The sequence below is a fragment of the Arthrobacter sp. ERGS1:01 genome (genome assembly GCF_001281315.1).
Classification (GTDB): domain Bacteria; phylum Actinomycetota; class Actinomycetes; order Actinomycetales; family Micrococcaceae; genus Specibacter.
In genome coordinates this window covers 1,907,961-1,921,854 of the sequence record NZ_CP012479.1, presented here as the reverse complement: position 1 = coordinate 1,921,854, position 13,894 = coordinate 1,907,961, and the positions used below count along the sequence as shown (strand labels likewise).

Sequence of the window (13,894 nt, the reverse complement as noted above, 5' to 3'; positions counted from 1 at the left end):
CGGAGGCCAAGGGCGCAACGGATTCGAGGGAGGGACGTGAGTTGTGAGCGAACCATCACCCTCGCATGATATTTTGGCCGGCCAGGGCGCCGCCGACGACGCCGGCAATGTGGTCGCGCCCCGCCGCGGCGTGGAGGTCCGCCCCACGTTTCCGGGTCGGCGCGAGCGTACCCGCTCCCGCCTGGCGCGGCTGGCCGGGTGGTCCACGGAGAGCTATTCACCCATCCTCGAACCGTTGCTGCGCATTGTGCGCGTCAACAATCCGAAGGAAGACTTCGAGCTGATCCAGCGGGCATTCACCGTGGCCGAAAAATGCCACGAGGGACAAAAGCGCAAGAGCGGGGACCCCTACATCACCCACCCCGTGGCGGTGGCGACGATCCTGGCCGAACTGGGCATGAGCGGGACCACCCTGGCCGCGGCACTGCTCCACGACACCGTCGAGGACACCGACTACGCGCTTGACCAGCTGCGCGATGACTTTGGTGATGAGATCGCGAAGCTGGTGGATGGCGTCACGAAGCTCGACAAGGTGGAGTTCGGCGCGTCGGCGCAGGCCGAGACGGTCCGCAAGATGGTCATCGCCATGGCCCAGGACATCCGTGTCCTGGTGATCAAGCTGGCGGACAGGCTGCACAACGCGCGCACCTGGCGGTTTGTCTCCGCCGAGTCATCGGGCAAGAAGGCCCGGGAAACCCTGGACATCTTTGCCCCGCTGGCCCACCGGCTCGGCATGAACACCATCAAGTGGGAGCTCGAAGACCTCTCCTTCGCGGCGCTGTACCCGAAGGTGTACGAGGAAATCGTGCGCATGGTCCAGGACCGTTCACCCGAGCGGGAAAAGCAGCTTGGCGCCATCCGCCGACAGATCAACGACGACCTGAAGTCCGCGAAGATCAAGGCCGAGATCACCGGCCGGCCCAAGCACTACTACTCCGTTTACCAAAAGATGGTGGTGCGGGCCAAGGACTTTGACGACATCAACGACTTGATGGGCGTCCGGGTGCTCGTTGACACGGTGCGTGACTGTTACGCGGCGCTGGGTACCGTCCATGCGCGCTGGAACCCGCTTCCGGGCCGGTTCAAGGACTACATCGCGATGCCCAAGTTCAACATGTACCAGTCCCTGCACACCACCGTCATTGGCCCCGATGGCAAGCCGGTGGAAATCCAGATCCGCACGCATGAGATGCACCAGCGGGCCGAATACGGTGTGGCCGCGCACTGGAAGTACAAGACGGGGAACAAGAGCCCGGTCTCCGGCCAGGAGGACATGAACTGGCTGCGCACCCTGGTGGACTGGCAGCAGGAAACCTCCGACCCCAACGAGTTCCTCGATTCGCTGCGGTACGAGATGAACGCCCGGGAGGTGTTCGTCTACACACCCAAGGGCCAGGTCATCGCGCTGCCGTCGGGGTCAACACCCGTCGACTTCGCCTATGCCGTCCACACGGAGGTGGGCCACCGGACCATCGGCGCCCGCGTCAACGGCAAGCTGGTTCCGCTCAACAGCGAACTTGAACACGGCGACACCGTGGAAATCTTCACGTCCAAGGCCGAGGGCGCCGGCCCCAGCCAGGACTGGCAAAACTTCGTCAAGAGCGCCCGGGCCCGCAACAAGATCCGGCAGTGGTTCAGCAAGGAACGCCGCGAGGAGTCCATCGAAAAGGGCAAGGAATTGCTCACGAAGGCGATGCGCAAGCAAAACCTTCCGCTGCAAAAGATGATGACGCACGACGCCCTCATGGCCGTGACGCAGCATTTCCGTTACGTCGACATCGCCGGCTTGTATGCGGCCGTCGGAGACGGACACACCTCCGCGCAATCAGTGGTTGAACGCCTCATGGACCTGCTGGGCGTCAACGACGACATCGAGGACATCGCCCCGCCGCTGGCCACCCACATGTCAAACGCCCGTTCACGGGTGTCGGACTCCGGCGTGATCGTGCACGGCGTCGGCGAGGTGCTGGTCAAACTGGCCCGGTGCTGCACCCCCGTGCCGCCGGACCCGATCGCCGGCTACGTCACAAAGGGCTCCGGCGTCTCGGTCCACCGCGAGGACTGCCCCAATCTCCAGCACCTGAAGAACGAGCCCGACAAGCTCGTCGAGGTCGAATGGGCGCCCACCCAGTCCGGCGTGTTCCTCGTGGAGATCCAGGTGGAGGCCCTTGACCGCAAGAGCCTGCTCTCGGATGTCACCAGGGTCCTGGCTGAAAGCCACGTCAACATCCTGGCGGCCAGCGTCAACACCTCCCGCGACAGGGTGGCGTTGTCCCGGTTCGCCTTTGAAATGGGCGATCCCAAGTACCTGCACCACGTGTTGAACGCCGTGCGGCGCATTGACGGCGTCTACGACGTGTACCGGGCCTCGGGAACCACCCGCCGCAACTAACTACGCCCTCGGCGCGATCATCGCGTCCAGGAGTGCCTGTGCCCGGCGTTTGCCGGGCACGTGGGCCGCGACGGCAATGGCGGTCCTGATGCGTCCCAGCGGGCACGCCAGCGAGGGCGTCGCGGCGATCGCGGCCAGCACCGCGCGCGCCTCACCTTCCGGCGCGTACATGGCCACGTCACGTGCCGTCCGCAAAGCGTTCGTGACGAGCGCGCCTCCCAGCCGTTCGACGTCGTACGGGTCCAGGCGGACTTCATGGAGCACGCAGCCGCTGTTTGCCGGCAGCGCCGTGGTCCTGTGGCCGCTGGCCACGAGCAGTGCGACGGGCGTGCGAGGGGGAGGAGCGCAGCCATGGATCCACGCCGCCGCGAGCCCGCCAAGGGCGGCCCGGCCGGCCAGGGCCGCCGGAGCGTGCTGGGCAAGCGCCGCGGCGCGCAGTGCGGGGGACTCGGGCACACCGACGGGGCGGAACGCCTGGCCAAAGACCGCCGTCAGTACGCCGTCGAGGGCCATGGCGTACAGCTCCGCAACGGTGAACGCGGCGCCGGGAACCAGGAGGCCCTCAAGGACGGGTGAATCAGTCATGATCCCAGACTGCACCCGTGCGCGGGCAGCACAAAGGCCCCCGGTCCGGATTGTGGACAACCCGGCCCGAGGGCCCCTTGAAGTGCCGAACCCTTAGGAGAAGTCCTCGGCGGCCTTGCGGATCTGCTCGAGCCACAGTTCGCGGGCGGCCAGTGCGTCGGTGGCCTTGGCGACCTTGCGGGCGTCTCCGGCCTTCTCGGCGGCGGCGAGGTCTTCGCGCAGGCCGGCGATGGTCGCTTCCAGCTGGCTCAGGGCGCTGGAGGTGCGGGCCTTGGCTTCGGGGTCGCTGCGGCGCCAGTTGTCCTCATCGGCGGCGCGGACGGCCTCTTCAACCTTGCGCAGGCCCGCCTCGACACGCTGCATGTCGGCGCGGGGCACCTTGCCGGCTTCTTCCCAACGGTCGCGGATGGACTGCAGGGCCTTCTTGGTCGAAGCCAGGTCCTTGATGGGCAGCAGTGCCTGCGCCTCGGTGATGAGGGCTTCCTTGACCACCAGGTTGGCGCCGAATTCCTCATCGAGCGCGTCGTTGGCCTGCTGGCGGGCGGCGAAGAACTTGTCCTGGGCGGCACGGAAGCGGTTCCAGAGGGCGTCGTCGTCCTTGCGGCTGGCGCGCGGGGACGCTTTCCACTGGTCCATGAGGCGGCGGTACTCGCCAGCGGCGTAGCCCCATTCGGTGGAGGTGGCCAGCTCCTCGGCGGCGGTGATGAGCGCCTCCTTGGCGTTCTTGGCCGTCGCGTTGTTGTTGTCCAGCTGCGAGAAGTAGGCGCGGCGGTGGCGGTCGAAGATGGTCCGGGCGCTGCGGAATCGCTTCCACAGGCCTTCCTCGGTGGCGCGGCCAAGGCGCATGCCCGTCTTCTGGGCCTGCTTCCAGGCTTCGAAGAGCTCGTTCATGCGCGCGCTGCTGACCTTCCACAGAATCGTGGTGGGGTCCTCGCCGGCAATCGTCTCGGCCTCGGTCACGATGGCTTCGCGGGCGGCCAGCTCGATGCCGCGGGCGGCGTCGTGGGCGGCGCGTTCCTGGGCGTGGAGTTCCTTGATGGCCTCTTCGAGGACGGCCAGGCGGGCCAGGGCCGCGTTGACGTCGCCCACCGTGTTGCGCTCGGCGAGCTGCTCACGCAAGTGCGTGACGGTCTTGTTCATGTCGGTCGTGGCGGCCTTGGCCTCCACGCGCTGCTCCAGCAAGGTGATCTGGGCGGTGATGTCCTCGAACTTGCGGGCAAAGTAGGCCAGGGCCTCGTCCTTGCTGGCGCCGGGGTATTGGCCCACGGGGAACTCTTCGCCGTCCAGGAGCAGGAAGACGTGTCCGTCCTCCTCGGCCCGGCCAAACTTGGCGGCCTCCTCCAGGTTGACGGGGGCTGCAACCGGCGGTGCCGGTGCTGCCGCCGCAACCGCGGTGGGGGCCGAGGGTGCCTTGGGGCGGGCGGCAAATGCGGCCGGGGAAGGCGCCGCTACCGGCGCCGCCTCGGGCGTGCCTTCCGTCTGGTTCACGGGAGCCGCCGCCGTTGTTGCGTCGCCGGACTCAGTGATCGTGGCCGTTGTTTCGTCGGATTGTTGACTGTGTGTCACCGCTAAAAGTCTTTCGCTGGAGGGAAATCTGGCAGGTCAAAAAAGCAAATCGATGTGGCCAGGATCGAACGCGCTGTTATCCACGGGGCGTGAACGCCTCATGGAATGTGTGGCCGTTTCATTTACTTCAGCGTAAACGAGTCTATCGTCACCTTGGTCTTGGGTGCACCGTCGGCGGCGCCGTTGGTCCCGGGGTGATGCCGCCGGCGGCAATTTCCGTGACCACGTCAAGGCCGCTGGTGACCTTGCCGACGATCGTGTATCCGCCGGTGTCCTGGGGGAGGGTGGTGTCCTTGAACGTGATGAAGAACTGGGTGCCGTTGCTGTAGGTGCTGGCCCCGCGGGCGACGGCGATGGTGCCGGCCGGGTAGCTGCCATTGGCGGGGGAGTTCTCCACCGGGCCCCACTGGTAGGTGGGATCGGCGGCGCCGTCGCCCTTGAGGGAGCCGCACTGCAACACGCCGAAGTTGGTGGAGTCGGCCAGCCGGTGGCAGTTCTTGCCGGCAAAGAAGTTCTCCGCCGTGAGCGACTTGAACACGGCCGCGGCCTGCGGGGCCTTGGTGCCGTCAAGTTCGACGCCGAGCGGCTTGCCGTTGAGCGTGAGGGTTCCCGTGAACGTCTTGCCCTTTGCCGTGGAGGCCAGCGGCACCGTGGGGCTGTTCGTCGGTGCGGCCGTCGCGGTCGCGGATGAGGTGGCCGTGGCGGTTGGCGTGGCGCTGGGATCCGCGGCAGCGCCGGCGTCGTTCTTGGAACCGGAGAAGACCGTCAGCGCCAGGACCACGGCGAGGGCGATCACGGCAGCCATGGCAATGACGGCAATGAGGTTGTCACGCTTGCGGCGGGTCAGCTGGGTTTCGCGCAATTGCTGGTTCGCCTCCATCCGTGCGATCCTCGCCTTTGCCTCACGGCCGTCCTTTTTGTTGTTTGCCAACGGTTGCTCTCCATCACTGTGAAACTATGGGTGCTCTCCCGTGCGGCGGCAACGCCGCAGGGGCTGGTTAGGGGCGGCCCGGGAAACCTTATAAAATGGCAGCCGGATGTCAGTGTACCCATGTATTGCGCAGCATTTGCGTACGTGGTCGCTGTGCCGCACACCATTACTTTTTACGCGCACCGGGGTTTGCCGGCCTTGAAGCAAAAGGCCGGCCCCGCTTCGCACGCATGTTAGGAGAGCTCCACCCATGGCACGCAACGCTTCCCTGTCAGGTTTCCCCGAGTGGCTGCCACAGGAGCGGCTGGTGGAGCAGCATGTGCTGGACACGCTCCGGCGCACCTTTGAACTCCACGGCTTCAGCTCCGTGGAGACCCGCGCCGTCGAGACCGTCGGCCAGCTGCTGCGCAAGGGTGAGATCGACAAGGAGGTGTATGCGCTCTCCCGCCTCCAGGACGACGACGGCAATGCCGCCTCGGCCGCGAAGGACGACCCCAACCAGCTGGCCCTGCATTTTGACCTGACGGTGCCCTTTGCCCGCTACGTGGTGGAGAACGCCGGCTACCTGGCGTTCCCCTTCCGCCGCTACCAGATCCAAAAGGTGTGGCGCGGCGAACGCCCCCAGGAGGGCCGGGCCCGCGAATTCACCCAGGCCGACATCGACGTCGTGGCCGACGGCGAACTGCCGTTCCGGTACGACGTGGAACTGGCCCTGGTGATCGCCGAGGCACTCTCCGCACTGCCCATCCCGGCCTTCAAGCTGCGCATCAACAACCGCAAACTGGCCGAGGGCTTCTACCGGGGATTGGCCTCACGGACACGGCCGGCGTGCTGCGCAGCATCGACAAGCTCGAAAAGATCGGTGCCGACGCCGTCGCAACGCTGCTCAAGAACGAGCTCGGCGCCACGGAGGAGCAGGCCGCCAAGGCGCTGGCCCTGGCCTCGATCCGCACGGAGGACACCTCCTTCGTGGCGGCGGTGCGCGCCCTGGGCGTCACCGACGAGCTCATGGAGGAGGGCCTGAACGAACTCGAACAGGTCATCGCGGCCGCCGTGAAGAGCGCGCCGGGCTCCGTTGTGGCCGATCTCTCCATTGCCCGCGGCCTGGACTACTACACGGGCACGGTCTACGAGACAGTCCTGGTGGGCCACGAGGCCCTGGGCTCCATCTGCTCCGGCGGCCGTTATGACGCATTGGCGTCCAAGGGCAACCGCAAGTTCCCCGGCGTCGGGCTGTCCATTGGCGTCACCCGCCTCGTGGCACGAATCCTCAGCCAGGAGTTCGCCGCCGCGTCCCGCAGCGTGCCCACCGCCGTGCTGGTCACCCTGGCCGACGAGGACAGCTGGAGCGCCGCCCAGGACGTCGCCGCCGCCCTGCGTGCCCGCGGCATCTCCACCGAGGTCGCCGCCAAGGCCGACAAGTTCGGCAAGCAGATCAAGTACGCCGACCGTCGCGGCATCCCCTACGTCTGGTTCACCGACGACGACGGCGCCCACCAGGTCAAGGACATCCGCTCCGGCGACCAGGTTGCCGCCGACCCCGCCACCTGGATGCCGCCGGCTGCGGACCTGACCCCGCAAATCGTCGTCGCGTAGCTGGACGCAGGGACCGGCAAGGCCCAGCGTCTCCGTGGTCACCCCCGGCGACGGCCCACTGTTTTTACGTCCGACTATCCGACCGACGGCCGCGGCCGGCCTTACGGTCTCCTTTACGTCGGACTTTCAAAAACAGCGGCTCCGTCGCCTTGCCGGTCAGGTCTGGTCCGTTGCCCGCATGCTGCGCGATCAACGGTAAACTTCTAGACAAATCACTTTGCGGCCGCATTCGCGGGCCGTTCATCACCATTGAAAGGAATGCTGTGCTGCGCACACATGACCTGGGCTCCTTGCGGGCTGAGCATATTGGAGAAACTGTAACCCTGACGGGGTGGGTTGCCCGCCGTCGTGACCACGGTGGCGTGGCCTTCCTTGACCTGCGCGACGCGTCCGGCGTGGCGCAGATCGTGGTCCGTGAGGAAGCTGTCTTCCATTCACTGCGCAACGAGTTTGTCCTGCAGGTCACCGGCACGGTTTCGCGCCGCCCGGAGGGCAACGAGAACCCGGCCCTGGCCACGGGAGAGATCGAGGTGATGGCGGACGACGTCGTCGTACTCAACGAGGCCGCACCGCTGCCGTTCCAGGTGGACGAGCACGTGGAGGTCGGCGAGGAGGCCCGCCTGAAGCACCGCTACCTGGACCTGCGCCGTCCGGGCATGCAGCGCAACCTGCGCCTGCGCTCCGAGGCCAACCGGGTGGCCCGCGAGCTACTGCACGAACAGGGCTACATCGAGATCGAGACGCCCACGCTGACCCGCTCCACCCCCGAGGGTGCCCGCGACTTCGTGGTGCCGGCACGCTTGGCACCGGGTTCCTGGTACGCCCTGCCGCAGTCCCCGCAGCTGTTCAAGCAGCTCCTGCAGGTGGGCGGCTTTGAAAAGTACTACCAGATTGCCCGCTGCTACCGCGACGAGGACTTCCGCGCGGACCGCCAGCCCGAGTTCACCCAGCTCGACATCGAGGCCAGCTTCGTCGACCAGGACGACATCATCGCCCTGGGTGAGAAGATCGTCTCCGCCCTGTGGAAGCTGATCGACGTCGAGATCCCGCTGCCGATCCGCCGCATGACGTACCGCGACGCCATGGCCCGCTACGGCTCGGACAAGCCCGACCTGCGCTTCGGCCAGGAATTGACCGAGATGACGGAATTCTTCAAGGACACCGAGTTCGGCGTCTTCAAGGCTCCCTACGTGGGCGCCGTCGTCATGCCCGGTGGCGCCGCACAGCCCCGCCGCCAGCTCGACGCCTGGCAGGAATGGGCCAAGCAGCGCGGCGCCAAGGGCCTGGCCTATGTGCTGGTCAAGGACGAGGGCGAGCTGACCGGCCCCGTCGCCAAGAACCTGACGGACACCGAGCGCGCCGGCCTGGCCGACGCAGTGGGCGCCAAGCCCGGCGACTGCATCTTCTTCGCGGCCGGCGACGTATCCTCCTCCCGCGCCCTGCTGGGTGCCGCCCGTGTTGAGATCGGCCACCGCACCGGCCTGATCAACCCGGCCGACTGGGCATTCGTGTGGGTTGTCGACGCCCCCATGTTCGAGCCCGCCTCCGACGCCGTTGCCTCCGGTGACGTGGCCGTTGGCGCCGGCAAGTGGACCGCAGTGCACCACGCGTTCACCTCGCCCAAGCCCGAGTTCATGGACACCTTCGACACCGACCCGGAGTCGGCGCTGGCGTTTGCCTACGACATCGTGTGCAACGGCAACGAGATCGGCGGCGGTTCCATCCGTATCCACCGCAACGATGTGCAGAAGCGCGTCTTCGAGGTCATGGGCCTCTCCGCCGAGGACGCCGAGGAGAAGTTCGGCTTCCTGCTGGAGGGCTTCAAGTTCGGCGCCCCGCCGCACGGCGGCATCGCCATCGGCTGGGACCGTGCCGTATCCCTGCTGGCGGGCGTGGATTCCATCCGCGACGTCATCGCGTTCCCGAAGTCCGGCGGCGGCTACGACCCCCTGACGGCGGCCCCGGCCCCGATCACGGCGCAGCAGCGCAAGGAAGCCGGCGTTGACTTCAAGCCGGAAGCCAAGAAGGACGACGCCAAGTAACTCCGGCGCCAAGGAATAACGACGTCGGGCAACTTTCGACGTCGGGCATCACCCGCACGCTGCCGGCCGCCCCTCTGGGTGGCCGGCAGCTGCGGTTTAACGGCGCGGACACGGCTCCGCCGAACCCGCGCCGTAGGATGTTTCAATGACGGATCCTAAGACCACGCCCGGGGTGCTGGACACCCTTGAAATCTTGATGGACGAGGCCTGGCGGGCGCCGGAAACGGAAAACCGGGACGGTTGGATGCTGCGATCGGCAGGATCGGTCACCCAGCGGGCCAACTCCGTTTGGCCGGCGTCGTCACCGGCAAAGATTGACCTCGCCCTGCGGGACGCCGTCCAATGGTACTCAAGCCGCCGCCAGCCCGTCATCTTCCAGCTCACGCACAGGCCCGAGAACGCCGCACTCGAGGCGCTGCTCGACCAACACCGGTACTCCCGCCAGTCCGAGACGGTCATCATGACGGCCCCCGCCGGAGCGCCTGCGCTGGCCAATACGCCAGCGCCCGCCGGGCGCGACACCGGCGTAAAGATTGTCCTGGCCGACACCCCGTCCGAGCAGTGGCTGGACCTGTGGTGGCGCGTGGACGGCAGGGGAGGCGCAGCCGAGAGGCACATTGCCCGGTCCATCCTGTTGGGCACGCCCTCGGTCTACGCGACAGCCGTGGACGGGAGCGGCGCCGCCATCGGCACCGGCCGAATAACGCTTGTCGAGACTTTGGGCGGGGCCGGCTTGGGTGGGGATAAGTGGGGCGGGGTCTACGGTATGGCCGTGCACCCGGAGTTCCGTCGCCGGGGCGTGGCCACCGCCGTGCTGTGGGCCCTGCTCGACGCCGGCCGGGCGGACGGGGCGGCGAACTTCTGGCTCATGGTCACCGCCGCGAACACTGGCGCCCAGGGACTGTATGGGCACGCCGGATTCGTTGAGGCCGGCCGCTACCACTACCGTCAGGCGCCCCTGCACCGGGCGCCCAGCGCCTGCTGAGGGGCAGCATTTAGTGCGCGGGAGTTAGTTTTGTGGTGGGTCGGTGACACGGATGCGCACGGCACAAAAGTCGGCGGCCGCCTTTTGCAGCACGGCATGGTTGGGATCGGCCACCGCCAGTGGGGCCAGGTGCGGCCGGTTCGCGTAGGACCGCAGGGACGGCGCGGCCAGCACGGCAGCTACCAGCGGCTTGTCCCCGCCCGTGGCCAGGTATTCGAATCTCGCTCCGGCAAAGATCCGCGCGGCTTCCTCGGCGGCCTTCGCCGCCAGTGCGCCGGCCTGCCGGCCGCCCTTTCCCACCTTGTGTGCCAGCAGTTTCCCGCCCGCCGAAACGCCCACGGCAAAACCGCCGCGCCGGGCTAGTACGATGCCCAGCGACCGTTCCTGCGACGCCAGGGACACCAGTCGCTCCACCAGATCCGTGCCGCGGCCGGGCCGGCCGTCGTCGGGCCAGGGTGGCGACAACAACGCCGTGGCGCCATCACCCATGGCCAGGAGCACGCCGTCGTCCGTGTCTCGCTGGGTGTCCAGGCCGCCGTGCGCAGCGGAAAAGCGCTCCACCCAGCCGGGGAGGCGGGCAGCGGTTACCAGGGTGGTGCGCGTCGAGTCGGTCACGCCTTTCAGCCTAGTGCCGCCGCACGGGCGCATTTTCGCCGCCCGGGCCGGAGGGTCGGCCCGTGGCGATAGCCTAGAGGGGTGCGAGACCTTTTTGACACCACCAGCGACGACGACTCCGACGACGGCGACGACTTTGGCGTGGCCGCGGCCGGCGACGGCAAGCCGGGCCGCCCGCGCAGCCCGCTGGCCGTGCGCATGCGCCCCCGCACCCTGGAGGAAGTGGTGGGCCAGCAACACCTGCTGGGCCCCGGTTCGCCGCTGCACGTGCTGGCCGGCGGCGGGGGAGCCGGCGGACCCGCAGGGCCGTCCTCGGTCATGTTGTGGGGCCCGCCCGGAACCGGCAAGACCACCCTGGCCCACGTGATCGCCCGCGGCCCGGGACGGAAATTCGTGGAGCTCTCGGCCATCACCGCCGGGGTCAAGGACGTCCGCCGGGTCATGGACCAGGCCCTCACCGACAGGGACCTGCACGGGCGCACCACCGTCTTGTTCCTCGATGAGATCCACCGCTTCAACAAGGCCCAGCAGGACGCCCTGCTGCCCGGCGTGGAAAACCGCTGGGTGGTGCTCATCGCGGCCACCACTGAGAACCCGTCGTTCTCCGTGGTGGCGCCGCTGCTCTCCCGCTCCATCCTTCTCACGCTCAAGCCGCTCACCAACGCCGACATCGAGGGACTGCTGCTGCGCGCGGCCGAGGATCCCCGCGGCCTGGACGGCGCCGTCACGCTCAGCGACGAAGCCCTTGACCATTTGGTGCGCCTGGCCAGCGGGGACGCCCGCCGCGCCCTGACCACGCTGGAGGCGGCCGCCGGCGTCGCGCTTAACGAGGCGAGCGGCGGGGCGGCCGACACTCCCGTCCTGGTGGACCTTGGCATTGCCGAACGGGCCATTGACGCCGCCGCCGTCCGTTACGACCGCGCCGGCGACCAGCACTACGACGTCATCAGCGCCTTCATCAAGTCCGTGCGCGGATCCGACGTCGACGCCGCCCTGCACTACCTGGCCCGGATGCTGGAGGCGGGGGAGGACCCCCGCTTCATTAGCCGTCGCATCATGATCTCCGCCGCCGAAGACGTGGGCATGGCCGATCCCACGGCGCTGCAGACCGCCGTGGCCGCCGCCCAGGCCGTCGCCCTGATCGGCATGCCCGAGGCCCGGATCATCCTCGCCGAGGCCGTGGTGCATGTTGCCACCGCGCCCAAGTCCAACGCCGCCTACAACGGCATCAATGCCGCGATCGGCGACATCCGCGCCGGTAAGGGGACCACCATTCCGGCCCCGCTGCGCGACGCCCACTACCCGGGCTCGGCGGCGCTCGGCCACGGGCGCGGCTACATCTACTCCCACGACTCACCCCATTCCATCGCCACCCAGCAATACCCGCCGGACGACCTCGTGGGACGGAACTACTACGAACCCACGGGCAACGGGGTGGAGCGGGACCTCGGCGTCCGGGTGGACCGGCTGCGCTCGATCATCCGCGGCAGCGGGAATGGCGGCAGCACGGGCGGCGGGGGCCCGGCGTCGGGCAAATAGGGGCGCAGGTGGTAGAGTTGATGGCGCACTGGCAAGCCCCGGCTCCATGCCCAACACCTCGACCCGCACCACCGCGTAAAGCGGCGCGGAGACGGCTGTGGTTGGTCATGCCCGGGTGCTGTAGCGAAAAGGCCGCAATAGCCCCAACTCTCCACAATGGAGGCCAGGACAAACACTTATTGCAAATATTGGAAGGACACAAGTGGCTAACAACACACGTGCCCGCCGGCAGGCCCGCCTTTCGCGGTCCCTCGGCATTGCTCTGACTCCGAAGGCAGCCAAGTACCTCGAGCGCCGTCCGTACGGCCCCGGTGAGCACGGCCGCGCCCGCAAGAAGCAGGACAGCGACTACGCGGTACGCTTGCGCGAAAAGCAGCGTCTGCGCGCCCAGTACGGCATCCGCGAAGCACAGATGACCCGTGCCTTCGAAGAAGCCAAGCACACCAAGGGCATGACCGGTGAAAACCTGGTTGAAATCTTGGAAACCCGTTTGGATGCCCTGGTCCTGCGTGCCGGCTTCGCCCGCACCACCGCCCAGGCCCGCCAGCTGGTTGTTCACCGCCACATCATGGTCGACGGCGCCCGCGTGGACCGCCCGTCGTTCCGCGTTGCCGAGGGTCAGCTGATCCACGTGCACCCGCGCAGCCAGACCATGACCCCGTTGCAGCTTGCTGCAGCAGGTGCTCACCGCGACGTGCTCCCCGCCGTTCCGGCCTACTTGGACGTGAAGCTGGAGAGCCTGCAGGCTCGCCTGGTTCGCCGCCCCAAGCGCGCCGAGGTTCCCGTAACCTGTGAAGAGCAGCTGGTCGTCGAATTCTACTCACGCTAAATTCACTGGCGAAGTAGGGCCGGTTCACCCCGGCTTGACACTACAAAGCAGCCCGCGGCACGCGCCGCGGGCTGCTTTGTAGGTAGTAAGGTACTCATGGGTAATCATTCGTTGGACAAGTGAAATGAGGCGGCCCTCCATGACTGGTGGAGACATTGCGGGACTGATTGCGGCGGGCGTGTTCGCCATACTGGTCGCGCTGCTGGCCGTGCCGATTTTCAAGCTGGGCAAGGTCTTTGACGAAATCCGCGTTACGATCCGCCAAATTGGCGACGGCACCACGCCCCTCATCGACGAGGTCACCAGCACCGTCGCCACCACCAACACGCAGTTGGGCAAGGTGGACGGAATCTCCAACAACATCTCGGACGCCACGGCCAACATCTCGGCGCTCTCCTCCCTGTTTGCCGCAACCCTCGGCTCGCCGCTGATCAAGGTTGCCGCGTTCTCCTACGGGGTGCGCCAGGCCTTCGCCGGCCGCGGCAAGCCCAAGACCGCCCGCCGGAGCCGCTGAGCGTGAACCGCCGCGACGATACCCCACAGCCCCTGGAGCGTAAGAACCCATGAAAAAAATCTTCTGGCTCGGCGTCGGCATCACCATTGGCGTGGTGGCGGCCCGCAAGATCTCCGCCGCCAAGGGCGCCCTGGGCCCGGCAGGCCTCAACCGTGCCGTGGGCCGGATGAGCGACTCCGTCCACGACTTTGCCGATGCGCTGCGCGACAGCATGGACCAGCGCGAAACCGATCTGCGTGCCGCCCTGGGGCTTGACCCCGAGCGCCCGGTCGGGCCCCGCCACTAATTTTGTAAAACGTA

At 67.4% G+C, this 13,894-nt stretch carries 11 protein-coding genes and 1 pseudogene; 8 read left to right on the top strand and 4 right to left on the bottom strand.

The window, feature by feature from the left end:
- Positions 1-109 precede the first annotated feature (109 nt).
- A complete protein-coding gene (locus AL755_RS12540) occupies positions 110-2,392 on the top strand; it encodes a RelA/SpoT family protein (protein ID WP_237762717.1) in 2,283 nt (760 codons plus the stop codon).
- Here the strand turns inward: AL755_RS12540 and AL755_RS12535 are convergent, their stop codons facing one another.
- The 3 genes from AL755_RS12535 to AL755_RS12525 form a co-directional block, all read right to left on the bottom strand.
- Positions 2,393-2,977 carry a hypothetical protein gene (locus AL755_RS12535; protein WP_054011291.1) on the bottom strand — a complete coding sequence of 195 codons (585 nt, stop codon included), beginning with the start codon at positions 2,975-2,977 and terminating at the stop codon, positions 2,393-2,395.
- A 93-nt stretch (positions 2,978-3,070) separates the two neighbouring features.
- Positions 3,071-4,543 carry a DUF349 domain-containing protein gene (locus AL755_RS12530; protein WP_054011290.1) on the bottom strand — a complete coding sequence of 491 codons (1,473 nt, stop codon included), beginning with the start codon at positions 4,541-4,543 and terminating at the stop codon, positions 3,071-3,073.
- A gap of 148 nt (positions 4,544-4,691) precedes the next feature.
- Complete coding sequence (locus AL755_RS12525) at positions 4,692-5,423, bottom strand: peptidylprolyl isomerase (RefSeq protein WP_337589593.1); 732 nt, start codon at positions 5,421-5,423, stop codon at positions 4,692-4,694.
- A 301-nt stretch (positions 5,424-5,724) separates the two neighbouring features.
- On the opposite strand from AL755_RS12525, the pseudogene hisS reads away from it, so the two are divergent.
- The 3 genes and pseudogenes from hisS to AL755_RS12510 all read left to right on the top strand — a co-directional run bounded on the left by hisS (position 5,725) and on the right by AL755_RS12510 (position 10,097).
- Positions 5,725-7,070 (top strand): annotated as a pseudogene (hisS, locus tag AL755_RS12520) (histidine--tRNA ligase).
- 263 nt (positions 7,071-7,333) lie between these two features.
- Positions 7,334-9,112 carry an aspartate--tRNA ligase gene (gene aspS / locus AL755_RS12515; protein WP_082369239.1) on the top strand — a complete coding sequence of 593 codons (1,779 nt, stop codon included), beginning with the start codon at positions 7,334-7,336 and terminating at the stop codon, positions 9,110-9,112.
- Positions 9,113-9,257: 145 nt separating this feature from the next.
- Entirely contained in the window at positions 9,258-10,097 is an 840-nt protein-coding gene (locus tag AL755_RS12510; RefSeq protein ID WP_054011289.1) for a GNAT family N-acetyltransferase, read from the top strand.
- Between the two features lie 24 nt (positions 10,098-10,121).
- Here AL755_RS12510 and AL755_RS12505 read toward each other — a convergent pair whose 3' ends face one another.
- Complete coding sequence (locus AL755_RS12505) at positions 10,122-10,712, bottom strand: Vms1/Ankzf1 family peptidyl-tRNA hydrolase (protein ID WP_082369237.1); 591 nt, start codon at positions 10,710-10,712, stop codon at positions 10,122-10,124.
- A gap of 81 nt (positions 10,713-10,793) precedes the next feature.
- Between AL755_RS12505 and AL755_RS12500 the strand changes: the two genes are divergently transcribed.
- The 4 genes from AL755_RS12500 (at position 10,794) to AL755_RS12485 (ending at position 13,880) form a co-directional block, all read left to right on the top strand.
- The gene (locus AL755_RS12500) at positions 10,794-12,251 is read left to right on the top strand and encodes a replication-associated recombination protein A (RefSeq protein WP_054011287.1); all 1,458 of its coding nucleotides are present in this window, start codon (positions 10,794-10,796) and stop codon (positions 12,249-12,251) included.
- A 202-nt stretch (positions 12,252-12,453) separates the two neighbouring features.
- A complete protein-coding gene (gene rpsD / locus AL755_RS12495; protein WP_054011286.1) occupies positions 12,454-13,080 on the top strand; it encodes a 30S ribosomal protein S4 in 627 nt (208 codons plus the stop codon).
- Positions 13,081-13,219: 139 nt separating this feature from the next.
- On the top strand, positions 13,220-13,594 hold the full coding sequence (locus AL755_RS12490) for a DUF948 domain-containing protein (RefSeq protein ID WP_054011285.1): 375 nt from the start codon (positions 13,220-13,222) through the stop codon (positions 13,592-13,594).
- Positions 13,595-13,643: 49 nt separating this feature from the next.
- Positions 13,644-13,880, top strand: a complete 237-nt coding sequence (locus AL755_RS12485; protein ID WP_054011284.1) for a hypothetical protein — start codon at positions 13,644-13,646, stop codon at positions 13,878-13,880.
- Positions 13,881-13,894: the final 14 nt, after the last annotated feature.